The sequence below is a fragment of the Streptomyces sp. NPDC032161 genome, assembly GCF_040636995.1.
GTDB lineage: Bacteria > Actinomycetota > Actinomycetes > Streptomycetales > Streptomycetaceae > Streptomyces.
In genome coordinates this window covers 1-23,098 of sequence record NZ_JBEZVN010000012.1, presented here as the reverse complement: position 1 = coordinate 23,098, position 23,098 = coordinate 1, and the positions used below count along the sequence as shown (strand labels likewise).

General features: G+C 72.4%; 26 protein-coding genes and 2 pseudogenes. 15 read left to right on the top strand and 13 right to left on the bottom strand.

Translation table 11 applies throughout. The annotated features are described in order from the left end of the window. Positions 1-86 precede the first annotated feature (86 nt). Positions 87-764, top strand: a complete 678-nt coding sequence (locus AB0E67_RS21560; RefSeq protein WP_362029115.1) for a uracil-DNA glycosylase — start codon at positions 87-89, stop codon at positions 762-764. A 138-nt stretch (positions 765-902) separates the two neighbouring features. Here AB0E67_RS21560 and AB0E67_RS21555 read toward each other — a convergent pair whose 3' ends face one another. After that, positions 903-1,991: an exo-alpha-sialidase gene (locus AB0E67_RS21555; RefSeq protein WP_362029114.1), complete on the bottom strand. Its 1,089-nt coding sequence runs from the start codon at positions 1,989-1,991 to the stop codon at positions 903-905. Positions 1,992-2,176: 185 nt separating this feature from the next. Here AB0E67_RS21555 and AB0E67_RS21550 point away from each other — a divergent pair, with 185 nt between their 5' ends. Then, positions 2,177-2,893 (top strand): cupin domain-containing protein, encoded by a 717-nt coding sequence (locus AB0E67_RS21550; protein WP_362029111.1) that lies wholly within the window; start codon positions 2,177-2,179, stop codon positions 2,891-2,893. On the opposite strand, the gene AB0E67_RS21545 is transcribed toward AB0E67_RS21550, so the two are convergent. Beyond that, a complete protein-coding gene (locus AB0E67_RS21545; protein ID WP_362029108.1) occupies positions 2,881-3,435 on the bottom strand; it encodes a GNAT family N-acetyltransferase in 555 nt (184 codons plus the stop codon). The genes AB0E67_RS21550 and AB0E67_RS21545 overlap by 13 nt on opposite strands. 120 nt (positions 3,436-3,555) lie before the next feature. Here AB0E67_RS21545 and AB0E67_RS21540 point away from each other — a divergent pair, with 120 nt between their 5' ends. Together AB0E67_RS21540 and AB0E67_RS21535 are read left to right on the top strand one after the other, a co-directional pair. Next, positions 3,556-3,936 (top strand): hypothetical protein, encoded by a 381-nt coding sequence (locus AB0E67_RS21540; protein WP_362029105.1) that lies wholly within the window; start codon positions 3,556-3,558, stop codon positions 3,934-3,936. A 329-nt stretch (positions 3,937-4,265) separates the two neighbouring features. Then, on the top strand, positions 4,266-5,363 hold the full coding sequence (locus AB0E67_RS21535) for an NADH:flavin oxidoreductase/NADH oxidase (RefSeq protein ID WP_362029102.1): 1,098 nt from the start codon (positions 4,266-4,268) through the stop codon (positions 5,361-5,363). A 55-nt stretch (positions 5,364-5,418) separates the two neighbouring features. Here AB0E67_RS21535 and AB0E67_RS21530 read toward each other — a convergent pair whose 3' ends face one another. Then, the gene (locus tag AB0E67_RS21530; protein WP_362029100.1) at positions 5,419-6,054 is read right to left on the bottom strand and encodes a DinB family protein; all 636 of its coding nucleotides are present in this window, start codon (positions 6,052-6,054) and stop codon (positions 5,419-5,421) included. Between the two features lie 107 nt (positions 6,055-6,161). On the opposite strand from AB0E67_RS21530, the pseudogene AB0E67_RS21525 reads away from it, so the two are divergent. Both AB0E67_RS21525 and AB0E67_RS21520 read left to right on the top strand, forming a co-directional pair. Beyond that, positions 6,162-6,575: pseudogene (locus AB0E67_RS21525) on the top strand (acyl-CoA thioesterase); the annotation flags it as partial. Positions 6,576-6,696: 121 nt separating this feature from the next. Beyond that, entirely contained in the window at positions 6,697-7,074 is a 378-nt protein-coding gene (locus tag AB0E67_RS21520) for a helix-turn-helix domain-containing protein (RefSeq protein WP_362029356.1), read from the top strand. Between the two features lie 53 nt (positions 7,075-7,127). Here the strand turns inward: AB0E67_RS21520 and AB0E67_RS21515 are convergent, their stop codons facing one another. The 7 genes from AB0E67_RS21515 to AB0E67_RS21485 form a co-directional block, all read right to left on the bottom strand. Next, a complete protein-coding gene (locus AB0E67_RS21515; RefSeq protein ID WP_073782460.1) occupies positions 7,128-7,307 on the bottom strand; it encodes a hypothetical protein in 180 nt (59 codons plus the stop codon). A gap of 69 nt (positions 7,308-7,376) precedes the next feature. Then, positions 7,377-8,078 (bottom strand): HAD family hydrolase, encoded by a 702-nt coding sequence (locus tag AB0E67_RS21510; protein ID WP_362029097.1) that lies wholly within the window; start codon positions 8,076-8,078, stop codon positions 7,377-7,379. 46 nt (positions 8,079-8,124) lie between these two features. Beyond that, the gene (locus tag AB0E67_RS21505; RefSeq protein WP_362029094.1) at positions 8,125-8,766 is read right to left on the bottom strand and encodes a phosphatase PAP2 family protein; all 642 of its coding nucleotides are present in this window, start codon (positions 8,764-8,766) and stop codon (positions 8,125-8,127) included. A 98-nt stretch (positions 8,767-8,864) separates the two neighbouring features. After that, positions 8,865-9,800, bottom strand: coding sequence for a M56 family metallopeptidase (locus AB0E67_RS21500; protein WP_362029092.1), 936 nt, complete (start codon positions 9,798-9,800; stop codon positions 8,865-8,867). Positions 9,801-9,884: 84 nt separating this feature from the next. Next, entirely contained in the window at positions 9,885-10,490 is a 606-nt protein-coding gene (locus AB0E67_RS21495) for a DUF5134 domain-containing protein (protein WP_362029089.1), read from the bottom strand. A gap of 161 nt (positions 10,491-10,651) precedes the next feature. Next, positions 10,652-11,476: a phosphoenolpyruvate hydrolase family protein gene (locus AB0E67_RS21490; protein ID WP_073782450.1), complete on the bottom strand. Its 825-nt coding sequence runs from the start codon at positions 11,474-11,476 to the stop codon at positions 10,652-10,654. Between the two features lie 99 nt (positions 11,477-11,575). After that, complete coding sequence (locus AB0E67_RS21485) at positions 11,576-12,874, bottom strand: Tm-1-like ATP-binding domain-containing protein (RefSeq protein ID WP_362029087.1); 1,299 nt, start codon at positions 12,872-12,874, stop codon at positions 11,576-11,578. Between the two features lie 104 nt (positions 12,875-12,978). Here AB0E67_RS21485 and AB0E67_RS21480 point away from each other — a divergent pair, with 104 nt between their 5' ends. After that, entirely contained in the window at positions 12,979-14,394 is a 1,416-nt protein-coding gene (locus tag AB0E67_RS21480) for a PLP-dependent aminotransferase family protein (RefSeq protein ID WP_362029084.1), read from the top strand. Between the two features lie 198 nt (positions 14,395-14,592). Here the strand turns inward: AB0E67_RS21480 and AB0E67_RS21475 are convergent, their stop codons facing one another. Then, entirely contained in the window at positions 14,593-14,979 is a 387-nt protein-coding gene (locus tag AB0E67_RS21475; RefSeq protein WP_362029082.1) for a VOC family protein, read from the bottom strand. Between the two features lie 100 nt (positions 14,980-15,079). Between AB0E67_RS21475 and AB0E67_RS21470 the strand changes: the two genes are divergently transcribed. After that, positions 15,080-15,643, top strand: a complete 564-nt coding sequence (locus tag AB0E67_RS21470) for a GNAT family N-acetyltransferase (protein ID WP_362029079.1) — start codon at positions 15,080-15,082, stop codon at positions 15,641-15,643. On the opposite strand, the gene AB0E67_RS21465 is transcribed toward AB0E67_RS21470, so the two are convergent. Further along, a complete protein-coding gene (locus tag AB0E67_RS21465; protein WP_362029077.1) occupies positions 15,644-16,327 on the bottom strand; it encodes a glycerophosphodiester phosphodiesterase family protein in 684 nt (227 codons plus the stop codon). It lies immediately after the preceding gene. Positions 16,328-16,702: 375 nt separating this feature from the next. On the opposite strand from AB0E67_RS21465, the gene AB0E67_RS21460 reads away from it, so the two are divergent. From AB0E67_RS21460 to AB0E67_RS21445, 4 genes are all read left to right on the top strand, one after another. Next, entirely contained in the window at positions 16,703-18,100 is a 1,398-nt protein-coding gene (locus AB0E67_RS21460; protein WP_362029074.1) for a DUF6421 family protein, read from the top strand. Between the two features lie 26 nt (positions 18,101-18,126). Beyond that, the gene (locus AB0E67_RS21455) at positions 18,127-18,894 is read left to right on the top strand and encodes an SDR family NAD(P)-dependent oxidoreductase (RefSeq protein WP_351516411.1); all 768 of its coding nucleotides are present in this window, start codon (positions 18,127-18,129) and stop codon (positions 18,892-18,894) included. Then, positions 18,873-19,952 (top strand): low specificity L-threonine aldolase, encoded by a 1,080-nt coding sequence (locus tag AB0E67_RS21450; RefSeq protein ID WP_362029071.1) that lies wholly within the window; start codon positions 18,873-18,875, stop codon positions 19,950-19,952. Before AB0E67_RS21455 ends, AB0E67_RS21450 begins: the two co-directional genes overlap by 22 nt. A gap of 109 nt (positions 19,953-20,061) precedes the next feature. Beyond that, positions 20,062-20,661, top strand: a complete 600-nt coding sequence (locus AB0E67_RS21445; RefSeq protein ID WP_362029068.1) for a transglutaminase family protein — start codon at positions 20,062-20,064, stop codon at positions 20,659-20,661. Positions 20,662-20,741: 80 nt separating this feature from the next. Here the strand turns inward: AB0E67_RS21445 and AB0E67_RS21440 are convergent, their stop codons facing one another. Continuing rightward, positions 20,742-21,464, bottom strand: a complete 723-nt coding sequence (locus tag AB0E67_RS21440; RefSeq protein ID WP_351516408.1) for a lysophospholipid acyltransferase family protein — start codon at positions 21,462-21,464, stop codon at positions 20,742-20,744. 220 nt (positions 21,465-21,684) lie between these two features. Between AB0E67_RS21440 and AB0E67_RS21435 the strand changes: the two genes are divergently transcribed. The 3 genes and pseudogenes from AB0E67_RS21435 to AB0E67_RS21425 all read left to right on the top strand — a co-directional run. After that, positions 21,685-22,011, top strand: a complete 327-nt coding sequence (locus AB0E67_RS21435) for a thioredoxin family protein (RefSeq protein ID WP_073782428.1) — start codon at positions 21,685-21,687, stop codon at positions 22,009-22,011. 195 nt (positions 22,012-22,206) lie between these two features. Continuing rightward, the gene (locus AB0E67_RS21430; protein WP_362029065.1) at positions 22,207-22,713 is read left to right on the top strand and encodes a flavin reductase family protein; all 507 of its coding nucleotides are present in this window, start codon (positions 22,207-22,209) and stop codon (positions 22,711-22,713) included. A 304-nt stretch (positions 22,714-23,017) separates the two neighbouring features. Then, positions 23,018-23,098: pseudogene (locus AB0E67_RS21425) on the top strand (electron transfer flavoprotein subunit beta); the annotation flags it as partial.

Genomic DNA, 23,098 nt, shown 5'->3' with positions numbered 1-23,098 from the left:
GCGGGAGGCCGGGAACGGAAGTCCGGAGGCCGGAGCCGTCAATGGGGAGCGGGCGAGTGTCGGCTACGCCGGTAGAGTGATGTTCCGTGGCACCACGACCCTTGAATGAAGTAGTCGAGCCCGGCTGGGCCGAGGCCCTGGCCCCCGTGGCCGGACGCATCGCCGCGATGGGCGATTTCCTCCGTGCGGAGATCGCGGCCGGTCGCACCTATCTGCCCGCCGGCTCGAACGTCCTGCGCGCCTTCCAGCAGCCCTTCGACGAGGTACGCGTCCTGATCGTCGGTCAGGATCCCTACCCCACACCGGGAATGGCCATGGGGCTGAGCTTCTCGGTGGCCCCCGAGGTCCGTCAACTGCCCGGCAGCCTGGAGAACATCTTCCGGGAACTCCACACGGACCTGGGACTGGCGCGCCCGTCCAACGGCGACCTCACACCCTGGACGCGTCAGGGTGTGCTGCTGCTGAACAGGGCACTCACCACGGCGCCCCGTAAGCCGGGCGCGCACCGCGGCAAGGGCTGGGAGGAAGTGACCGAGCAGGCCATCCGTGCCCTGGCCGCGCGCGGCAAGCCCCTGGTGTCCGTGCTGTGGGGGCGCGACGCCCGCAATCTGCGGCCGTTCCTCGGCGACTTCCCGGCGATCGAGTCCGCGCACCCCTCGCCCATGTCCGCGGACCGCGGCTTCTTCGGCTCGCGTCCCTTCAGCCGCACCAACGAGCTGCTGCTCCGCCAGGGTGCCCAGCCGGTGGACTGGCAACTGCCGTGACCGGCCGCCCGCCGTCGGAGCTCTTCCGACGGCGGGTCTCCCGGCGCCGACGGGTTTTGCACACGACCCTGGTGAGCGTCCGGCCCTCCCGGTGAGAACCGCGCGTCGCCGCGGGCGGCCCGCTCCCTCCGGCGGTCGTCACGGGCCGACCACCGCCGCCCGGACGCAGAGCACGTCCGGCAGGTGGGAGGCGAGCTGCCGCCAGCTGTCCCCGTCGTCCGCGCTCGCGTACACCTCGCCGTTGCGGTTGCCGAAGTACACCCCCGCCGGGTCGGCGTCGTCGGTGCAGAGCGCGTCGCGCAGCACCGTTCCGTAGTGCGCCTCCTCGGGCAGCCCCGCCGACAGCGGCTCCCAGGTTCCGCCCGCGTTCCCGGTGCGGAACACCCGGCAACGGTGCTCGGCCGGCACCCGGTCGACGTCGGCGTTGATCGGGAAGACGTAGGCGGTGTCCGCGCGATGCGGGTGCGCCGCCAGGGCGAATCCGAAGTCGGAGGGCAGGGAGCCGCCGACGTCCGTCCAGTGGTCCCCGGAGTCGTCGCTCCGGAACACGCCCCAGTGGTTCTGGAGATAGAGCCGGTCGAGATCGACCGCGTCCCGGGCCACCTTGTGCACGCACTGCCCGAACACCGGATCAGGTCCGGGGAGGAAGGACGCCGACACCCCCTTGTTGGCCGGGGCCCAGCTCGCCCCGCCGTCCCTGGTGCGGAAGACCCCGGCCGCGGACACCGCGACCGTCACGGCCCCGGCATCCCTCGGATCCGTCAGCACGGTGTGCAGCCCCTCGCCGCCCCCGCCCGGCACCCACGCGGGGCGCGTCGGATGCTCCCACAGCGGGCGGATCAGTTCGAAGGACACGCCGCCGTCCCGGGAGCGGAAGAGCGCGGCCGGCTCCGTCCCCGCGTACACGACGTCCGGCGCCTCGGCCCCCGCCGGCTGCAACTGCCAGACCCGCTCCAGCGAGGTGCCGGTGAACTGCGGGAACTTCACGGCCGGTTGCCCGGGCTCGATCCAGCTGCGGCCCAGGTCGTCGGAGTGGAAGACGGACGGACCCCAGTGCGCGCTATCCCCGCCGACCAGCAGCCGGGGCACCCGGCCGCGCGTGTCGATCGCGACCGAGGAGATCGCCTGGGCGTTGAAATACGGACCGTCGAACTCCCACGCGCCACCGCGCCCGCGGCCGATGAAGAGTCCCTTGCGGGTGCCCACGGTGAGCAGTACGTCGGCCATGGCCGAACCTCCCGAAAACGCCGTTGTGCCGGATACGCGCAAGTCTGCACCCCGTCGTCGGCGCAACCCCGCAGGGTGATTCCCGGCGATCCGCCCCTGTCGCTTCCCGGCCGGTGCCGCTACGGTGCGGGAGAAGCGGAAAGCGCTTTCCCGCGCTGTGACCGACACACCGAAAAGGAGTACGCGTGTCGACCTTCGAAGGGCTTCCCGGCGCCGTAGCCGTCTCTCATCTGCGGGTCTACGATCGTCCCGCCGTCGACGGGCTGCGCGGCGGGACGCCGCATCTCCATCTGGCCTGCACGGAGGCGTACGTGGTGGTCGGCGGCACGGGGTCGGTGCAGACGCTCACCACCTCGGGCTTCCGGCAGACGCCGCTGGCTCCGGGCGCCCTGGTCCGGTTCTCGCCGGGCACGATCCATCGCATCGTCGACGAGGACGGGCTGCGGGTCGTCGTCCTCATGGAGAACGGCGGACTGCCCGAGGCGGGGGACGCCGTCCTCACCCTGCCGCCCCAGCACCTGGCGGACCCCGGTCGCTACCGGTCGGCGGCCGCCCTTCCCGTCGAAGGGTCCGAAGCGGAGCGGGAGCGGGCAGCGTTCGCCCGCCGGGACCTCGCCGTCGAGGGCTTTCTGACGCTGCGCCGGGCCACCGAGGCCGGTGACCCCCGTCCCCTCGCCGCCTTCCACCGGGCCGCCGCCGCGCTCGTGCGGCCGATGGCCGGGGAGTGGCGGCGGCGCTGGTGCGAGGGAGCCGCGGCCGCCGCGGCGGCGACCGGTGACCGGCTCGACGCCCTGGCGCGCGGCGACGGCGGACATCTCGCCGCCGCCGCCGTGCACGCCGAACGGCCCGTTGCCCACGGCAGGTTCGGTATGTGCGGCCGACTGGATGTCTACAGCGGCTGACCGGCCGCCGTTTCCGGCGCCTCGTCGGCGGTGTCCGCGGCGGCGTACCGGGTCAGTACCCGCGTCGTGGTGCCGTCGTCCTCCGTGATGTCCCGGACGTAACGGAACCCCAGCCGGTCCAGCAGCACCAGGGACGCGGTGTTCTCGGCGGCCACCGTGGCATGCACCTCGGTGAGCCCGAGGACATCGTGCCCGTACGCGATCAGCGCCCGTGCGATCTCGGTGCCGAAACCGTGCCCCCACGCGTCCGGCTCCAGGGCGTACACGAGCTCGTGACCAGACACCTCCTCGGTCGGCTTGATCTCCGCGTGTCCTATCAGGCGGCCGTCGTGCCGCACCGCCCATACGTCGAACAGTTCCTGCGCGTACACCTTGCTGAAGACGCGCTGGAACATGGCGCGGTCCTCGGCCTCGGATTTCGTCCCGTCGCCCATCCATCGGGAGACCCGGGTGTCCTGGAAGAGCTCGACGAAGGCCTCTTCGTCGGCGGGGGAGTACGGCTCCAGAAGCAGCCGTCCAGTGCTCAGAGTGGGTGTTGCCATGTGTGGGACGGTATGCGGGCCCGGGCCGTCCGGCAACGCAATTGATCTACGGGCGGACCGGCGGGAAGGTTCGCCCGGCACGGGAGGGGCGAGCAGGTCGTGCGGGAGGAGTGCGGAGCGATGACGAGTGGTGTCGAGGACCGTGAGGGGCGCGTCGCGACCCTGGAGGTGGCCCCGGCCGGGACGGGGGTCGGCATCCGTGCCGCGGCGCCGTCGGGGGAGCTGTCCCTGGTCTGCACTCCCGTCCGCGCCCGGGAACTGGCGGCGGCCCTCGTCCTCGCGGCCGACCGGGCCGAGGCCGCGGCAGCGTCGGAGCCCGTCACCGTCCGCGCGCGGGAGCTGCGCCGCGGGGACGTGAGGGACGGCGACCGGGTCATGACGGTGGAGGCCGTCAGGGTCGCCGGGGAGACCGTCCACGTCACCTGGACGTCGGACGCCGGGCGCAGCTGGACCCAGGGGTACGACGCGGGCGCCGCCATCGTGCTCCGGCGGCGCGGCTGACCGTGTCGCGTCGACCGGGACGGGCGGGGCTGCGGCCCTGCTCCGCCGACGGACGGCGGGGGCGGTGCGGTCGTCGCGGTACCGCCGGGGTGTGCGGGAGGCCGTTCCTGGTCGGCCCACGGCGGGAATGGGCCGTGCGCCCGCGTTGTCGTACGAGAGTCGTCGTAATTTGACGAGCATCGTAGTACGACCCTTATCGTACTAGGGCGTGTTTCGAAAGCGGCGTCGTCCGCCCGACGGGCGGGGCCCGACGGGACTTTCGCAATACGCCCTAGTTGTATTGCCCTTTCCCTTGTCCACCGGGAACACCCACCGGAACGGAGTTGCGCATGAGCGCCCTCTTCGAGCCCTTCACCCTGCGATCGCTCGTCATCCCGAACAGGGTGTGGATGGCACCCATGTGCCAGTACAGCGCCGAGCCCACGGGGCCGGACGCGGGCGTCGCGACCGACTGGCACTTCGCGCACCTCGCGGCGCGTGCCATCGGCGGGACCGGACTCGTCCTCACCGAGGCGACGGCCGTCGCTCCCGAGGGCCGGATCAGCCCGGCGGACCTCGGCATCTGGAACGACGCCCAGGCGAACGCCTTCCGCAGGATCACGGACTTCCTCAAGGCGCGCGGAACGGTGCCGGGAATCCAGCTCGCCCATGCCGGGCGCAAGGCGTCGACGGCGGCGCCCTGGCTGGGCGGCGGCCCCGTAGGCCCCGAGGCGCACGGCTGGACGCCGGTGGCCCCCAGCCCGCTGCCGTTCGACGAGGGCCGTCCGGTGCCGCACGAACTGACCGCGGACGGGATCCGGGATGTCGTCGACCGGTTCCGCGAGGCCGCCCGCCGCGCACTCGACGCGGGCTTCGAGGTCGCCGAGGTGCACGGAGCCCACGGCTACCTCGTCGGGCAGTTCCTCTCGCCGTACACCAACCGCCGCACGGACGAGTACGGCGGCGGTTTCGAGAACCGTGCGCGCTTCGCCCTCCAGGTCGTGGACGCGGTGCGGGAGGTCTGGCCGGACGACCTGCCCGTCCTCTTCCGGATCTCCGCGACGGACTGGCTCACGGAGAACGAGGAGGACGAGCGCGAGGGCTGGACCGTCGACGACACCGTGCGGCTCGCCCACGAGCTCCGCGACCACGGTGTCGACCTGCTGGACGTCTCCAGCGGCGGGAACGTGCCGGGCGTCCGGATCGAGACCGGTCCCGGATACCAGGTGCCCTTCGCCGAACGTGTCCGGACGGAGACCTCCCTGCCCGTGGCGGCCGTCGGCCTGATCACCGAGCCGCAGCAGGCCGAGAAGATCGTCGCCGATGGCCGGGCGGACGCCGTCCTCCTCGGCCGCGAGCTGCTGCGCAACCCGTCGTGGGCCCAGCACGCGGCCCGTGAACTGGGCGCCGGACTGCGCGTGCCGGACCAGTATCTGCGCGCCGTCTGACGGGACCGGGGCGCAGCCCCCCACCCCGGCCGTTCCCGCGCCGCGGGTATCCGGTTCAGTGCCGCCGGGCGCGGTAGAGGTCGCGCAGCAGCGCGATCTCGGCCCCGTGGTGCAGGAGTTCCTGATTGACCCACCAGACGGTCTCCAGGAACGGGTCCTCCGGATCGCTGCCGTACGGGTACGTGCTGTGCCCCACCGTGTCCAGCGCCGCGTCGTCGGCACAGAGCAGCGCCTCCCGCCAGGCCGCGGCGGCGGAGTCGAGATCGGTGATCGCGGTGGCGGCGTCCGCCACGATCCGGTAGTCGTCCCGGGCCAGGCTGTGGGTGCCGTTCGTGTGGTCGGCGCGCAGCGTCAGCATCTCGCCGAGGTGGCTCAGCCGCCAGGCCAGAGTGGTGAAGGGCGGCGGAGAGGGATGCGGGAAGTCCGCGGAGTCGCGTCCCCACTCGCCCGCGCCGGCCAGGAGGGTGGCCGTCGGCCCCGGTCCGTCCGAGCGGCGGCGCAGCGACCAGCAGCCCGGGACCGGTTCCCAGAGGTACTCCTCGTCGGTCATCGGCGCGACCGCGACGGCCGTGCCGTTCCCGCTGTCCACACAGGGGCCGGCCAGGCGGTCGACGAGTCGCCCCCGTGCGAAGTCGAACTGCTCCAACAGCGGAACCAGGCGTGGGGGAGTCGTGGGCGACGATGCCGTCATGAGGATTCTCTCCCGGACGTTGTGAGGGGGGCGCCGGACGTTGCGAGGGGCGCGGGGTGGGTACGGGGCGTGAGGGACAATCGAACACCGAATGACGCCGGGGCGCCATGACCTTTTCCGTGGGCGTGACCGTCCGGGGATACGAGCTCGACACCCAGGGCCATCTGAACCAGGCCGTCTACCTCCAGTACGCCGAGCACGCGCGCCGGGAACTCCTTCGCGCGGCCGGCCTCCCGCAGGACAAGCTGCTGGCCGACGGCGTCGGGCCGGTGGCCCTCGAAACGAGGGTGAGTTACCTACGGGAGTTCCGCGGCGGCGACCGCGTGCGCGTGACCTGCCGGTTCGTGTACGGCGAGGGCAAGACGTTCGAGGTCGTGCAGGAGGTCGTCAAGGAGGACGGCACGGTCGCGGCGCGGATCACCGGCGTGGCGGGGACGCTCGATCCGACCACCCGCAGACTGATCGCCGATCCGGCCGGACACCTGGCCTCGCTCGCCGACAGGCCGGACCTGCTCGGGGGTGACGCCGAGCCCGGCACCCGTCGTGGCGCCCGGCCGGAGCCATTCGTACGTGGAACGTCGAACTACGACGGGTCTCGTATCATGGCTGACCCGGACCGAGGAGCCAGGAAGTGACGTCGTGGTGACCCCAGCGAACACCCCCGCGGCGAGTGCCGCGGCCGGTGGCCGTGTGCTCGACCACCCGGAGCGGGACGAGATCCGGATCGAGGGAGTGCTCCACGCGCTCGCCGATCCGATGCGGCTGCGCGTGGTGCGTGAACTGGCCGCCGCGCGGACCGAGCTGCCCTGCTCGCGCATCGACCTGCCGGTGTCCAAGTCCACGTCCACGCACCACTTCCGCGTGCTGCGCGAGAGCGGCGTCGTGCGGCAGTTCTACCGGGGCACGGCCAAGATGAACGGGCTGCGCCGTGACGACCTGGAGGCGCTGTTCCCCGGGCTCCTCGACAGCGTCCTCGACGCCGCGAACCGTCAGGCCGGGCGCGTCGACGAGGGCCGGTAGCCACCACGCGCCCACCCGGTCGCCGAGACCGGGGGGCGGAGCGCACGGCGGTGTCACGCGGCGGGCCGGGAGCTCCCGCCCGTCACCGCCGCCCACTCCACCAGCAGCCGTTGGTACTGCTCCTCGTCCTCCGGGGACAGGCGGCCGCCCGAACGCTGCCACAGGTCACGAATCTCTTTGTTCACCACGGCGGCGGTGCGCGTGGAATCGGAGGGGCATGGAGAACGGGACATGCATACAGGCTAAGGCCCTGGTGTGAAAATCCGACCCATTGTGCGTCAGGGACATCCCTCACATGTTCTTCAGCCGACGCCCGACACCAGTCCGAGCGCCCGCAGCCCGTCCGGCCGCTCCTCCACCGGCAGATGGCACACGAACCGCACGTCACAGCCCAGCGCCGCCGCCCCGCCGTCCGCGTGAAGGTCGTCACCGACCATCACCACATCCGCCGGATCCAGCCCCAGAAGTGTGCAGGCCGTGTGGAAGAGACGTGCGTCCGGCTTCTGGACGCCGTGCTCGTACGACAGCACATAGGCGTCGATCAGGGGGGCCAGGCCGTGCGCCCGGAAGACCGGTCGCAGGTCCCAGCCGATGTTGCTGACCACACCGACGCGGGTGCCGCCCTCGCGCAGCGCGCCGAGCACCTCCGCCGCGTCCGGGTACGGCCGCCAGGCGGCGGGCGCCATCTGCCGCTCGTACAGCGCGTCGTACAGCCCGGGGTCCGGCAGCTCCACCTGCCGGGCCAGGGCGGTGTACGCCCGGCGGTGGAGCTCCGCGCTCTCGTCGCGGGCGGCCCACAGTCCGGTCAGCTCGTCGGGCACCCGCAGGGGAGGCGGACCGCCCGGCAGCGCCCCGGCCGCCTCCAGCTCCCGCGCGCACCGCTCGAACTCGTCCTCGCCCATCGGAACCCCGCGCTCGGCGAGGGCGGCGCGCAGCCAGGACCGGACCGGTTCGATACGGAAGAGGGTCCCGGAGAAGTCGAAGAGCACACCCTTGATTCGCATGAGGGCGATCCTTTCCGGTTCAGGAACGCCGGGGCAAGGCCGCCCTTCAACGTCGCTCGTACCGGCCCCGCCGCTCGTACCGGCCCCGCCGCTCGTACCGGTCGAACCCGGCGACGCAGAACCCGGCCAGAGCCGCCCCCAGCAGCCAGCCGCCCAGCACATCGCTCATCCAGTGCACCCCCAGGTAGAGCCGGGTGACGCCGACCCCGACGACCGAGACCACCGCCACGGCCAGTGCCGCCCGCCACACCGGCCGGCCCGGACCGCTTCGGCGCAGCAGCCACAGCAGCAGGGCGCAGCTCACCATCGCGGTCATCGCGTGACCGGACGGGAACGCCGCGTAGTGGGCGGAATCCACCGGATCCGGCCACCGGGGGCGCTGACGTCCGACCGCGGACTTCAGCCCCTGCTGCAGGACGGTGCCCAGCACGCTCGTCGCGGCGACCCACCCCGCGAGCACGCGCGCGCCGCGCCACCACAGCGCCACCACGGCCACCGCGATCAGCGCGCGCATGGTCCACGGATCCCACACCCAGTCGGTCAGGATCCGGTTCACATGGACGAGACCGGGTTCCGTCACCGCCCTGCGGTGCAGGGCCCGTGCGACCGAGAGGTCCGCGGCCATCAGCGGCGACCAGCGCACGGCGACCAGGACCAGCAGGACCACGGCGACAGCGGCGCAGGCCATGGCCGCACCGAACGGTGTGACGAAGCAACGCGCACGGGGCGGCGGAGCGGGGGGCGGTGAGGGCATGGGGCGATCTTCGCGGAAAGCCCCCGCCCCGGCTATCGCAGCGCGCTGAGCCCCGGGACGAAAGCCACCAGGAGCGGAATCACCGGCACCAGGGCGGCCGCCGCGGTCAGTCGCAGCCGACGGCCCGCGGTGAGCCGTTCCACCGGAGTCAGCAACCGGTTCACCCGCAGCGGCAGCTGGGCGTCGGCGGCGGGGGACGGGCCGAACACCCCCCGGTCCTCGTTGAGTTCCACCAGCGCCAAGGCGATCGTCAGCCGCCCGAACCGCTTCGACGCCACGTCGTCCGCGGCCAGTTCGACCAGCCGGTGCATCTCGTCGCGGAAGGCGGCGAACACCGGGACCTGTGGGAAACCGGTGGCCAGCGCGTCGGAACAATGCAGCAGCCAGTCGTGCCGGGCCTTCGCGTGTCCCTGCTCATGGGCCAGGACCGCATCCAGCTGACGCCCCTTCAGGCGGCCGAGCGCCCCGGTGGTGATGACGAGCTGCGGTGCCGCGCCCGGAAGCCACCAGGCACCGGGACGCTCGCCCTCCAGCACGACGAGCCGCCCGCTGCCGGGCTCCTCCCCGGGCAACAGCGGGGAACGCACCAGCAGTTCGGCCCTGCGCCGACGCCGGCGCACCCGGGCCCGGCGCACCTCGCGGGCCAGCATCGCCGCCGTCCACACCCCGCCCAGCGCCAGCAGCACGGCCATGGCCGCGGACCACCGGCCGTGGCCGCCCAGCGCGTACGCCTCCACCACGGCCCGCGGCGCCGGAGCGAACACGTGCCCGCGCACCGCCTGCCAGGCCGCGGCCGCGCTGAACGTCATGGACAGCGCGAAGGACAACAGCACCGCGGCCACCACGCACTGCCACACCCACAGGGCGACCACCGGCTCCCGCTCCGGCCACCGGGCCCGCGCCATCAGGCGCGGGGTCACGACGGCGGCCAGTGCACCGAGCGACAGCAGTGCGAGGGAGACCAACATGGCGTCAGCCTATGAGCGTCGAGGTGCCCGCGGTATGCCCGCGCGCGGCAAGTGACGCACGCCACGGTTTGCCCCACGCGCCCCTCACACGGTGAGCAGCATCGCGAACATGGCGATCCCCATCGTCATCCGGCAGGCGAGAGCGAGCTCCGGCCGAGCCGCCCAGCCGGGTCCGTCCCCGGCCCGTCCGCCGACTCCGTTCCGGGTCGGTCCGCCGCCCGCGGCCACCGGTATCAACCGGGCCCCCGCACGCAGTACATAGGCCGCGAAGTAGGCCAGCAACAGCCCGGTCAGCAGGGGTACGCCCCCGGCCGTGGCGGCCATGGCGTGATCCGCGTGCCCGCCGTGACCGGTCGCGCCCCCGCCGCCGGGTGCCATCGTCAACGCCATGTAGACCATCGCCGACGACCCGACCAGATGGTGCAGATGGTGCCCGCCGCGCCGGGAGAACCACAACGCGCGCACCGAGGCCGCGCCGAACAGCACGGCGTACACCGCCCACCCCCACGCGGGCGGTGTCATGACGGCCGTCGGCACCGCCATGGCGGCCATGCCGAACCCCATCAGCGCCTCCGCGCGCGCCGCCCTGCGCCCCTCACCGGTCTCGCCGCGCGTACGCAGCAGGCAGTACGCGCCCGTCAGCGCGCACAACGCCATCAGCAGCCAGCCGGACATCACCGGTCCGTGCACAGCGCACCCCCCTGGACGCACGAGTCGGTCCCCTGGGTCGATGCCCGGGCACGGAACGCCCTACGCGGCGCACGGGAGTACACGGGGAGCGCGCGGCGGAGCGTTCCCCGCCGCGCGCCCTGCCGCCCCGGTCCGGACCGGCCCCGTCCCTACCCGTTCGATCAGCCGATCGTGAGCGACTTGAAGGCGCGCGCCTGTTCCGTGATGGCGCGTTCGGTGGGGAGCCGCTCCATGGAGGAGGCGCCGAAGAACCCGGCGATGCCCGTGGTGTGCTCCAGGACGTAGCGCGCGTCCTCGGGCTCGGCGATGGGCCCGCCGTGGCAGAGCACGATGATGTCGGGGTTGACGCGCTTGGCGGCGTCGTGCATCTCCTGCACGGCCGTCGCCGCCTGATCGAGCGTGAGGGCGGTGGCGGCGCCGATGGACCCCTTGGTGGTGAGTCCGACATGGGGGACCAGGACGTCCGCGCCGGCCCGCGCCATCTCGGCGGCCTGCTCGGGATCGAATACGTAGGGCGCGGTGAGCAGATCGCGCTCGTGGGCCTGGCGGATCATGTCGATCTCCAGGCCGAAGCCCATGCCGGTCTCCTCCAGGTTCTCGCGGAACTTCCCGTCGTACAGGCCGACCGTGGGGAAGTTCTGCACGCCGGTGAAGCCGACGGCCTTCAACTGGTCGAGGAAGTTGCCCATGATCCGGAACGGGTCGGTGCCGCACACCCCGGCGAGCACGGGCACGTCCCGCACCACGGGGAGGACCTCGCCCGCCATGTCCAGGACGATGGCGTTGGCGTCGCCGTAGGGCAGCAGGCCCGCCAGCGAGCCGCGGCCGGCCATCCGGTAGCGACCGGAGTTGTAGATGATCAGCAGGTCGACGCCGCCGGCCTCCGCGCACTTGGCGGACAGGCCGGTGCCCGCGCCTGCGCCGATGACGGGCTTGCCGGCGCCGACCTGTGCGGTCAGGCGGGCCAGGGCTTGGTCGCGGTTCACGGAAGGACTCCTGTTCGGGTGAGATCGTTCGGGATCGGTCGGATGCGGTCGAGTTCTGTCGGGCGCGCGTGACACGGGGGACGCGCGTGACATGGCTGGTCACATGGCGCGGGCACGCCGTGCGGGCCCGGACGTCGGTCCGGAGCGGACGCCCGTGTCAGGGTCCGCGGGGGCACAGATCAGCTGGTGGAGACGGTCGGCGGCGGCCACGGCGAAGGCCGGGTCGTTCAGATGCGCGTCCACCTCGCGCAGCTCGACCGCACTGCCCTTCAGCGCCGCGCGCAGGGACGAGAGCCCGGCCGCGTCGGCCTCCGGATCCCGGAACGGTCCGCCGGGCGCGTCCACCGCGGAGACCCCTCCCAGCGGCCACAGGACCGCCGCCGGGCCCCGGGCCGCGGCCAGCTTCCGCCCCATGAGGGTGCCGAGTTCCGTCATCTCGCCGACGGTGGTGCGCATCAGGGTCACGGTGGGGTTGTGGACGAGGAGACGGCGCTCGGCGAAGCGCTCCGGAACCGTCTCGCGGGCGCCGAAGTTGACCATGTCCAGGGCGCCGGGGGCCACGACCTGGGGCAGCCCCGCCCGGCCCGCCGCAGTCAGCCGGTCCGGCCCTGCGCTGAGCACGCCGCCGACCAGTTCGTCCGCGAGCTCGGTGGTCGTCAGGTCAAGGACGCCCGCGAGGAACCCCCCGGCGGCGAGCTTCTCCAGGGCCCGTCCCCCCGCCCCCGTGGCGTGGAAGACCAGCACCTCGTAACCCAGCTCGTCCAGACGCCGCCGGGCGGCGTCGACCGCGGGCGTGGTCACGCCGAACATGCTGGCACCGATCAGCGGCCGTCCCTGCGGCTGCGACCGGTTCACGCTCCGCTCGTGGTGGGCGGCCATCCCGGCGGCCGCCGCCACCGCGTTCCCCAGGATCAGGGACGACACCGAGTTGATACCCGCGACGTCGACCACGCTGTACATCATGGTGACGTCGCTGCTGCCCACGTACGGCGACACGTCCCCGCTCGCCATGGTGGAGACCAGCAGTTTCGGCACGCCGACGGGCAGCGCCTGCATGGCGCGGGCGGCGATGAACGAGCCGCCGCTGCCGGCGACCGCCAGGACCGCGTGCAGCCGCCCCTCCCGGTGCAGGTCGCCGACGACCAGTTCGACGCCCTCGGCCATGGCGGTCACGGCCGCCCCGCGGTCTCCGGCGGCGCGCAGCGCGTCCAGATCGTGCCCGCCGCGCCGCGCCACGGCGGCGGCGTCGACGTCACTCGCGGGGCCGTCCTGCGGCGGCGGCAGCACGCCCGCGTCGACGAGCACGACATCGCATCCCGACTCGCGCAGCCGCGCCGACAGCCACGCGTACTCCGCTCCCTTGGTGTCCAGTGTTCCGACGAGCACGACGGTCGCCATGTTCTGCTCCTTCGCAACGGCGTTCTCCCGATCATGTGCCCGCGGCCGGAGGGGGACCAAGACCACTTGAGGGCAATTGGCCTGTGCCGGGTGATGATGAACGCATGGACCGCATTCCTCCCACCCGCCTGTCGCGGCTGCTGACCGGGTGGTCCAAGGGCGGCGCGGGCGCGTTGCCGCAGTTGCTCGCCGAGGCGCTGCGGGAGCTGGCGGAGCGCGGGGACGTCGCTCCCGGCACCGTGCTGCCCTCACAACGGGCCCTCGCGACCGCGCTCGGGGTCGGCCGCTCCACGGTGACGGCCGCGTACGGGCTGCTGGAGGCCGCCGGATGGCTGGAGAGTCGGCAGGGCAGCGGCTCCCGGCTGCGGGGATCGGGGGGCGTGGGCGAACCGGCGACCGAGGGGCGGCTGGCCAGTTTCGGCACGAGGGACGACGGCATCGACCTCTCCAGCGGCGCGCTGGACGGCCTGCCGATGGTGGCGTCGGCGGCCGGATCCCTGACCGCCCGCGACCTCTCCGCCGCGCTGGCCGGCGATGGGTACCTGCCGTACGGGCTGCCCGAGCTGCGCGAGGCGATCGCCGGCTACCACCGCGCGGCCGGCCTGCCCACCACGCCGGAGCAGATCCTCGTCACCGCCGGGTCCCAGCAGGCCGTCTGGCTGATCACCCAGGGACTGGTCGAGCCGGGGGACACCGTGATCGTCGAGGACCCGACCTACCGTGGCGCCCTCGAAGCCCTGCGGGCCCGCGGCGCCCGGCTGGTCCCGCTGGCGGCCGACGCCTCCCACCGCGACGCCGCCGCCCTGGCCCGGCTGGCCGGGCACGTGCGCCCACGCCTCGTCTATCTGCAGCCGTCCGTCCACAACCCCACCGGGCGCAGCATGGACGAACACACGCGCCGGGCCTGGGCGGCCGTGCTCACCGGGCAGGGCCTGTACGCCGTGGAGGACGACGCGTACGCGGAACTGGCCCTGGATCACGACGAGGCTCCCGTCTCGCTTGCCTCCCGGCTGCCGCCCGCCGGGTCCGCCACCATCGGCACCCTGTCCAAGCTGTTCTGGGGCGGTCTGCGGCTGGGCTGGATCCGTGCCTCCCCGACCGTCGTCCGCCGACTGGCCGACATCAAGAGGTCCGTCGACCTGTCCTGCCCGGTGGTCGAGCAGATGCTGGCCGTGCGTCTGCTCCGGCAACTGCCCGAGGCCCGCGCCCGGCGCCGCTCCCGGCTGCGCGAACGCCTGACGGATACCGAACGCCTCCTGCGCGCGCAAGGGGCCGGATGGCGGTGGGAACGGCCCGCCGGGGGTTCGGCCCTCTGGGTGGAGATGCCCGGCGCCGACGCCGAGGCCACGGCACAACTGGCCCGCCGTGCGGGCGTCCTGATCGTGCCGGGGCCCGCCTTCTCCGCCGTGGACGGTTTCCGGCACCACCTGCGCCTCCCGTTCGCGGACGACGACGGCGCCCTGGAGCGGGCCCTGCCCGTGCTGGTCGACTGCGCCGGACGCAGCCGCGCCCCGCGCTGAGGCCGTCCCCATGGCCCGCGCCGCCGAGCCGGTCGCCGGGCGGCCGCCGCCGAGTGGCGGATGCCGACCCGGTCCCGCAGAGCCTGTCGGGTGACCTTCGATCGGAGAGCGGACGCGGCGTGGTGCGTGCGATTCCAAGACGCCGGAGGCGTGCGTGCCACGCCGCGTCCGCCCGATCAGAGGTCACCCGACAGGCTCTCAGGGGCGGTGGCGCAGCGGATGGTCCGCCGGGACCTCCACCACGGCGATCCGGTGACCGTCCGGGTCGCGGATCCACATCTCGACGAGCCCCCACGGTTCGCGCAGCGGCGGTCTCAGCACCTCGACCCCGCGGGCCGACAGGTCGTCGTGCGCCGCATGCACGTCCGCGACCTGCAACCACAGCGCGAGACTCGGCACCGGCGGCCCGTCCGCGCGTCCGGACACCTCCAGGAAGCCGCCGCCGAGGAAGTAGACCGTGCCCCGCTCGGGCCCGGTCCCGAACTCCCGGTACACGGGCAGTCCGAGCGACTCCCCGTAGAAGGCGCGGGACCGTTCGGGATCGGTGGGACGCAGCAGGATCCGGCTGCTCAGCACATGAACCATGCGGCGGACTCTATGCCCGCCCCCGCACCGCCGCCCGCCGTGCGACACCGGGTTACGCTGCTGCGGCACGTCCGCAGCCGAGGAACGGAGAATCGCCGTCATGGACATGGCCCCCACCCAGGATTCCGGACGGCTGACGTTCCGCGACGCGGTCGTCGCCGATGTTCCCGTCCTTGTGGCGCTGGTCGAATCGGCGTACCGGGGCGACTCCAGCCGGGCCGGGTGGACGACCGAGGCGGACCTCCTCGACGGGCAGCGGACCGACCCGGACGGCGTCCGTCAGGTCGTCGAGGCCCCCGGCAGCCGACTGCTCGTGGTGGAGCGCGACGGCGCGGTCGTCGCCTGCTGCCAGCTCGAACGCCGGGGCGACGCCGCCTACTTCGGGATGTTCGCGGTCCGCCCCGACCTCCAGGGCGCCGGGCTCGGCAAGGTGGTCATCGCCGAGGCCGAGCGCGGTGTACGGGAGGACTGGGGGGCGACCGAGATGCACATGACCGTGATCTCGGTGCGCGAGGAGCTGATCGCCTGGTACGAGCGCCGCGGCTACCGCCGTACGGGAAGGACGAGCCCGTTCCCGTACGGCGACGAGCGCTTCGGCATCCCGCAGCGCGACGACCTCGCGTTCGAACTCCTGATCAAGGACCTGGTCGGGCCGGAGTGCTGATCAGGCGGTGAAGCGGACGGCGCGGCGGATCTCCGGACGGTCCGTGGTGGCGCCGTCCAGTCGCAGGGCGCGTACCAGTCGCAGATGGTCCTGGGTGTTCACCACCCAGCCGATGACCTTCAGTCCCTCGGCGTGCGCCCGCTCGACCATCTCCAGGGTGAGGCGGCGGATGTTCAGCGCCAGCGTCGCCGCACCCACCGCCTTCGCCCGCTCCACCGCATCGTCCTGTCGGCGACTCGCGATGAGCACGGTCCTCACCCCCGGCACCAGCCGGGCGATCTCGGCGACCGCCCCGTCGTGGAACGACGAGACCTCGACCCGCTCGACGAGGTCGCGCCGCAGCATCACCTCCGCCAGCGCGCGGGCCGCCGCCGCGTCCTTGATCTCCGCCTGGAGCGGGGACCGCACGGCGTCGAGGACCTCCTCGAAGACCGGCACCCGCTCGCCCTGTCCGGCGTCGAGTTCGCGCAGTTCGGCGAGGGTCTTCTCGGCGATCGGGCCGCTGCCGTCCGTCGTGCGGTCCACGTCGGCGTCGTGCATGACGGCCAGCGCGCCGTCCTTGCTCAGGTGCAGGTCCAGTTCGATCGCGTCCATCCCGGCCCGTTCCGCGTGGACGAACGACCGCAGGGTGTTCTCCGGCTCGACACCCATCACTCCGCGATGACCGATGGTGAGAAAAGGCAAGGCGACTCGCTTCCGTAGACGGTGTTCCTCCGCATGCGGCTCCTACCCGCCGGGTGCCGGGTCGTCACGGCCGTCCGGGCGTCCGGGCGAACCGGCCGGGTCCGTGCGCCGGCAGGGGAGGCGAACCGTGCCGCCCGTGCGCGGGCGCGCGTCCGGCGCGTGCGGGACCGCTCGGGCGCACGCGTACGAGACGGAGTGGAGCTGCGGCCACCGGAGCCTCCGCTTCCGACGGAAGTGCTCCTTCCGCGGTTTCGTGCAGGAAGAATCGCGGCGGCATCGCGGGTGCGCAGGATAATTTACTGAGATCCACTTGTCTGGAGTAACCGTGCATGGATACGGTGATTCGACGCGAGGTTCTCCTGTGGAGGAAGTGTTATGACGGAAATTCTTGTGCACGACGTCGCCGCAAGAGGTATCGCTGCGGAGCAGCCGGTGGTCGACCACCCCGCCTGGCCCCTCCTCAAGGACGCCGTGGAGGAGATCCGTCCCTGGCAGTCGAAGGACGGTTCCATCGACTTCGACGCGGAGGGCGCCCCGTCCCGCGCGACCGCCGAGGCGACGCTGGACCGCGTGATCTCCGCGGTCGAGGAGCTCTCCCCGCTGCTCCCGCACGACGCCGCCTACCACCGTGCCCTCGTCGCCGACCTGCGCCGCTGGGCCGCGGACGGCTTCGGCGTGCCGGACTTCCTCGACTCGCTGCTCGCCTTCCGGCCCGCCGAGGGGCGTGCCGACGGGGTGCAGCACCTGGTCGTCTTCGCGATGTACACCCAGAACGGCAACCCGGACCGCAACCTCGAGGCCGTCGTCCTGCGGATGGTCTGGCCCGAGTGGCTCGCCGAGCTGGAGGCCACCCGCTACGACAACCCGCTCTTCTGCGGCATCACGTTCGAGGACTTCACCTCGGGCTACGACACCAACTCCGCGGTGCTCTTCCCGGAGACCGTCGCCGTGCGCGAGGCCCCCGAACGCTTCAGCTGGGGCGGGATCTTCTGCGACCGCGAAGCCGCCCGGTTCCGCCGGGTCACCGAGGCCGCCGTCGGCATCCTCGGCGTCGACCTGCCCGGCGACATCCGCGAGATGGTCGCGGACCAGCAGCGCTGCGAGCAGGCGTTCGTGCTCTGGGACATGATCCACGACCGCGCGCACAGCCACGGCGACCTGCCCTTCGACCCCTTCATGATCAAGCAGCGGCAGCCGTTCTGGATGTACGGGCTGGAGGAGCTGCGCTGCGACCTCACCGCCTTCAAGGAGGCCGTGCGGCTGGAGGCCGACGGCTTCCCGCAGGGCCGCGACGTCCAGTACGCCGTGCTGTTCGACCGGATGTTCCGCTTCCCCGTCACCGGCGAGCGCGTCCGCAACTACGACGGCCTGGGCGGACAGCTGCTCTTCGCCTACCTCCACAAGCACGACGTGATCCGCTGGACCGACAACACGCTGCGGATCGACTGGGAACGCGCCCCGCGGATCACCAACCAGCTGTGCGCCGAGATCGAGAAGCTGTACCGCGACGGCATCGACCGCCCCAAGCTCGTGCACTGGTTCGCCGCGTACGAACTCGTCTCCGCCTACCTCGCCCCGCACCCGGGCTCCCGTTGGGCGAAGGGCCCCGACGCACTGGACCTGTCGCTGCCGCCGCGTAAGCTCGTCGACGAGGTGCTTCCGGACGAGTTTCCCCTGAGCATGTTCTATGAGGCGCTCTCCAAGAAGCTGAAGAACGTGATCGCCTCGACCAAGGGGATCACCGCCGCGGATGCCGAGCGGGCAGCCGCGTGAGCGCCGGGGCAGAGGAGGCGGTGGCCATGAACGGGAACGGCACGGGCAACGGGAGCGGTGCCCTCGAAGGTGCCGTGGTCGCGGTCGCCGGGGCCGCCGGCCCGGCGGGCCGGGCCGCGCTGCTGAGGCTCGCGGAGGCCGGCGCGACCGTCGTGGCCTCCGACGCCGACGCGGCACGCCTGGCCGAAGCGGTCGACGCCGCGCGCTACGCCCACGGCGGAGCCACCGTCACCGGTGACACGGTCGACCTGCTGGACCTCGCCGCCACCCGTGACTGGGCGGACAAGACGGAGAAGGAGTTCGGCAGGATCGACGGTCTGGTCCACCTCGTCGGCGGCTGGCGCGGCAGCGCCGGCTTCGCCGAGACCGACCTCGCCGACTGGAACCTGCTGGAGAAGCTGCTGATCCGCACCGTCCAGCACACCTCGCTGGCCTTCCACGCGGGACTGCAGCGCAGCGACCGCGGGCGCTACGTGCTGATCAGCGCGGCCGGGGCGAGCAAGCCCACCGCGGGAAACGCGGCCTATTCCGCGTCGAAGGCGGCCGCCGAGGCATGGACGCTCGCCCTCGCGGACGCGTTCCGCAAGGCGGGGGGCGAGGAGGGGCCCAGGTCCGCGGCTGCGATCCTGGTGGTCAAGGCACTGGTGCACGACGCGATGCGCGCCGAGCGCCCGAATGCGAAATTCGCGGGCTTCACCGACGTCAAGGATCTGGCCGATGCCATCGTCGGCGTCTGGGACCGGCCCGCCCCGGAAGTGAACGGAAAGCGCCTGTGGCTGACCCCACAACCGTAAGGACCGACGCGCGACGCCACCACGACCCGCAGGTACGCGGCTTCGCCAGTGACAACTACGCGGGCACGCATCCGGAGATCCTCGCGGCCATCGCCCTCGCCAACGGCGGTCACCAGATCGCCTACGGCGAGGACGAGTACACCGGGCATCTCCAGCGCGTCATGCACAGTCACTTCGGCCCCACCGCCGAAGCCTTCCCGGTCTTCAACGGAACCGGCGCCAACGTCGTCTCCCTCCAGGCGATGACCGACCGCTGGGGCGCCGTCATCTGCGCCGAGTCCGCCCACATCAACGTCGACGAGGGCGGCGCCCCGGAGCGCGTGGGCGGCCTCAAGCTGCTCACCGTCCCCACGCCGGACGGCAAGCTCACCCCCGAGCTCATCGACCGGCAGGCGTACGGCTGGGACGACGAGCACCGCGCCATGCCGCAGGTCGTCTCGATCACCCAGAACACCGAACTCGGCACGGTCTACACGCCCGACGAGATCCGCGCCATCTGCGAGCACGCCCACGGCCACGGCATGAAGGTCCACCTGGACGGGGCCCGGATAGCCAATGCCGCGGCGTCGCTGGACGTGCCGATGCGCACGTTCACCAACACCGTCGGCGTCGACGTCCTCTCGTTCGGCGGCACCAAGAACGGGGCGATCTTCGGCGAGGCCGTGGTCGTGCTCGACCCGGACGCCGTGCGCGCCATGAAGCATCTGCGCAAGCTGTCGATGCAGCTCGCCTCCAAGATGCGTTTCGTCTCCGTGCAGTTGGAGGCGCTGCTCGCCGGCGACCTCTGGCTGCGCAACGCCCGGCACGCCAACGCCATGGCCCAGCGGCTGGCGGAGGGCGTGCGCGGGGTGGACGGCGTGGAGATCCTCCATCCCGTCCAGGCCAACGCCGTCTTCGCCCGGCTGCCGCACGAGGTGAGCGAACGGCTCCAGAAGCGCTTCCGCTTCTACTTCTGGGACGAGGCCGCCGGGGACGTGCGCTGGATGTGCGCCTTCGACACGACGGAGGAGGACGTGGACGCGTTCGTCCTCGCGCTGAAGGAGGAGATGGCCAGGTGACGCCGTCCGAGGACGCGCCACGGTCCAGAGAGCCATAGGTCTGAATAGGTATGCGGTCGGCCGGAAAGTCATTGACTCCAGGCCGACCGCTTGCCTACGCTCGGCGGTCATGCAGCTGATCCAGCACGTGCCCCAACTTTCCGCGTATCTCGCCGCCGACGAGGCCATCGATCACGAGCACCCGCTCGTGCGACAAACGGTCGCCGAGCTCCACGGCGACACCTTCGACGCATACACATACGCGGCCGCCGCCTTCGTCCACGTGCGTGACACCATCGCGCACTCAGGCGACGCGGGGAGAACGGACGTCACCTGGCGCGCCTCCGACGTCCTCGCCGCCCGCCACGGCATCTGCCACGCCAAGGCGCACGCCCTGGCCGCCCTCCTGCGCGCGGCCGGCATCCCCACCGCCCTCTGCTACCAGCGGCTCGCCGACGCCCACGGATCCCCCGGCCCCGTGCACGGCCTCGTCGCGGTCCGGCTGCCCGGCCGCGACCGCTGGGACCGCCAGGACCCCCGGGGCAACAAGCCGGGGGTCGACGCCCGGTTCTCGCTCGACGGTGAACGGCTGGCATGGCCCATCCGGCCCGAGTTCCACGAGACGGACTACCCGACGCTGCATGCGGCACCGCACCCGGCGGTGCTGAGCGCCCTGAGGTCCGCCGGGGACCGCGCGCAGCTCTGGCACGCGCTCCCCATGGAACTCTGAGCTCCCTCGCGGAACTCCGGGACCCGACCGTCGCCGACGCCCCGGAGTGACGTTTCAGCCGGGAGCGGGGGCGATGCGCGTCAGCCCCGGGCGCGCACCTCGGCCGGGGTCGGCGCGGTACCCCCGAGGTGCGCCGGGACCCACCAGGTGTCGCTCGCGTCCCTCGGGCGCACGGGGTAGGCGCGCTGGGCCGCTTCCAGCAGCTCCTGCACCCGCTCCCGCAGCCGCCGGGTGATGGCCCCCGCGTACTGGTCGGCGGGCGCCTCCACCGCCTCGCCCACCCGGATCGTCACGGGCAGGTGGTCGCGCTTGAAGTTGCGCGGCCGTCCCTTGGTCCACAGCCGCTGCGTGCCCCACACCGCCGTCGGGATCAGAGGCACACCGGCCTCCTGGGCCAGCCGGGCGGCCCCCGACTTGAAGCTCTTCAGCGTGAACGACTCGGAGATGGTGGCCTCGGGGAAGACGCCGACGATCTCACCGGAGCGCAGCGACGCGAGCGCGTGTGCATAGGCGTCCTCGCCCTGTTTGCGGTCCACGGGAATGTGCTTCATCCCGCGCATCAGCGGTCCGGAGATGCGGTGCCGGAAGACCGACTCCTTCGCCATGAAGCGGACGAGACGCTTCTGCGGCAGCGCGGCGAGGCCGGTGAAGATGAAGTCCAGGTAGCTGATGTGATTACTGACCAGCACGGCGCCGCCGGTCTTCGGGATGTGCTCCGAACCCCGAGCGTCGATCTTCAGGTCCAGCGCCTTGAACAAGGTGCGAGCGGCGCCGATGACCGGTCGATAGACGAGTTCTGCCATCTCTGGGGAGACCCTTCTTCAGCGCCTGAGGAGGGTTCTCCCGGCGGAAGTTACGCAGCCGTAGGTTTGCGGCATCGGGCCGATCGTGCCCCATGTGCGACGCGGTGGCCAGTCCTCGCGGGCGCGGGAGGCGAGATTCTCGTCACGTGCGGCCGGCCGGGAATGTTCCGGTATCACGCGGCGCTGCCCTCTTGGGAGGCACGACGACGGGAGGGCGAGGGTGGACGGGCGGACGCACGGGAGCGCGCTGGACGCGGCCCGACTCGGCGCGGAACTGGGGGAGAGGGCGACCCTGGTGCAGTTCTCCACCGCGTTCTGCCAGCCCTGCCGGGCCACGCGTCGGGTCCTCGCCGAGGTCGCGCGCATGGTCGACGGAGTGGCCCATGTCGAGGTCGACGCGGAGGCGCGTCTGGCTCTCGTGCGTGAGCTGGGGATCACCAGGACACCGACCGTGCTGGTGCTCGACGCGGGCGGGCGGATCGTCCGCAGGGCCGTCGGGCAGCCGCGCACCGTCGACGTCGTCGCGGCACTGGGCGAGGCGATGTGACGGACCGTGACGCATCTCCCACATCGCGGAACGTGCTTGACCGGGCCCGTCACGTATCGTCAGTCTGACGCCATGCCTCCGGAACTCCTTCTCCATGGCCGGGTCCACGTGGACCTCGTCCGCGACGCGAGTGCGCGCTGTCCGGGTGCCTGAACACCTACGGCCCCGTACGCCTCTTCGCGGAAGGACCTCTCCATGACGGCTTCACCCGAGATCGGCACCGCCCGTCCGGCCTCTCCCGACCTGCTCCGCTCGGTCTTCCGACGACACGCCGCGGGGGTGGCGGTGATCACGGCCGCGGCCGGCCGGCCCGTCGGCTTCACCGCCACCTCCCTCAACTCCGTCGCCGCCGAACCTCCGCTGGTCTCGTTCGGTGTGGGGACCTCGTCGTCCAGTTGGCCGGTCGTCTCCGAGGCGGAGCACATCGGCGTCCACATACTCGGGGAGCACCAGGAGGAGCTGGCCGCCACGTTCGCCCGCAGCGGTGCCGACCGGTTCGGCCCGTCCACCGGCTGGCGCAGCGGGCCGCAGGGGGTGCCGGTCCTCGACGGAGTGCTGGCGTGGCTGGTGTGCCGCGTGGTGGCCCGGATCCCGGCGGGTGACCACCGGATCGTGATCGCCGAGGCCGTGGTGGGAGACCCGGCCGGCGGCGGGCGTCCGCTCCTCTACCACCAGGGCCGGTTCAACGCGCTGCGGGACTGAGGCGTCCGCGCGGCACACGGACGCGAACCCCGGCGGCGCACGTGCGGCGACCGTCGGCGGCGCCCCGGACGGGATCCGGGACGGCGTCGGGAGAGGGCAGGGCGGCGCCCCCTCGCCCTGCCGCCCCGTCGTACGTCGGCCAGATCACATTCCAAGCGCTTGCTCATACGCCACCCACTGGCTGTACTGGCTAGTAATATTTCCTTCGGAGCGCGGGTCGCCCCGACCGGAAACCGCACCATCAGGCGCCTATGCTGCGTGCAACAGGGCAGCCCGGAAAAGACGATGCAGTAGGAGAGCCGGCGTGAGCTTGAGGATCGTTGTCTGTGTGAAGTATGTGCCGGATGCGACGGGTGACCGGCGTTTCTCGGATGATCTGACGGTG

What these genes read in the sequence shown, in the direction of transcription:
- AB0E67_RS21555 (WP_362029114.1), bottom strand. Translation starts at nt 1,991, where the DNA reads ATGGCCGACGTACTGCTCACCGTGGGCACCCGCAAGGGACTCTTCATC.
- AB0E67_RS21545 (WP_362029108.1), bottom strand. Translation starts at nt 3,435, where the DNA reads ATGGCAACACCCACTCTGAGCACTGGACGGCTGCTTCTGGAGCCGTAC.
- AB0E67_RS21540 (WP_362029105.1), top strand. Translation starts at nt 3,556, where the DNA reads ATGACGAGTGGTGTCGAGGACCGTGAGGGGCGCGTCGCGACCCTGGAG.
- AB0E67_RS21535 (WP_362029102.1), top strand. Translation starts at nt 4,266, where the DNA reads ATGAGCGCCCTCTTCGAGCCCTTCACCCTGCGATCGCTCGTCATCCCG.
- AB0E67_RS21530 (WP_362029100.1), bottom strand. Translation starts at nt 6,054, where the DNA reads ATGACGGCATCGTCGCCCACGACTCCCCCACGCCTGGTTCCGCTGTTG.
- AB0E67_RS21515 (WP_073782460.1), bottom strand. Translation starts at nt 7,307, where the DNA reads ATGTCCCGTTCTCCATGCCCCTCCGATTCCACGCGCACCGCCGCCGTG.
- AB0E67_RS21510 (WP_362029097.1), bottom strand. Translation starts at nt 8,078, where the DNA reads ATGCGAATCAAGGGTGTGCTCTTCGACTTCTCCGGGACCCTCTTCCGT.
- AB0E67_RS21505 (WP_362029094.1), bottom strand. Translation starts at nt 8,766, where the DNA reads ATGGCCTGCGCCGCTGTCGCCGTGGTCCTGCTGGTCCTGGTCGCCGTG.
- AB0E67_RS21500 (WP_362029092.1), bottom strand. Translation starts at nt 9,800, where the DNA reads ATGTTGGTCTCCCTCGCACTGCTGTCGCTCGGTGCACTGGCCGCCGTC.
- AB0E67_RS21485 (WP_362029087.1), bottom strand. Translation starts at nt 12,874, where the DNA reads ATGGCGACCGTCGTGCTCGTCGGAACACTGGACACCAAGGGAGCGGAG.
- AB0E67_RS21480 (WP_362029084.1), top strand. Translation starts at nt 12,979, where the DNA reads ATGGACCGCATTCCTCCCACCCGCCTGTCGCGGCTGCTGACCGGGTGG.
- AB0E67_RS21475 (WP_362029082.1), bottom strand. Translation starts at nt 14,979, where the DNA reads ATGGTTCATGTGCTGAGCAGCCGGATCCTGCTGCGTCCCACCGATCCC.
- AB0E67_RS21470 (WP_362029079.1), top strand. Translation starts at nt 15,080, where the DNA reads ATGGACATGGCCCCCACCCAGGATTCCGGACGGCTGACGTTCCGCGAC.
- AB0E67_RS21460 (WP_362029074.1), top strand. Translation starts at nt 16,703, where the DNA reads ATGACGGAAATTCTTGTGCACGACGTCGCCGCAAGAGGTATCGCTGCG.
- AB0E67_RS21455 (WP_351516411.1), top strand. Translation starts at nt 18,127, where the DNA reads ATGAACGGGAACGGCACGGGCAACGGGAGCGGTGCCCTCGAAGGTGCC.
- AB0E67_RS21445 (WP_362029068.1), top strand. Translation starts at nt 20,062, where the DNA reads ATGCAGCTGATCCAGCACGTGCCCCAACTTTCCGCGTATCTCGCCGCC.
- AB0E67_RS21440 (WP_351516408.1), bottom strand. Translation starts at nt 21,464, where the DNA reads ATGGCAGAACTCGTCTATCGACCGGTCATCGGCGCCGCTCGCACCTTG.
- AB0E67_RS21430 (WP_362029065.1), top strand. Translation starts at nt 22,207, where the DNA reads ATGACGGCTTCACCCGAGATCGGCACCGCCCGTCCGGCCTCTCCCGAC.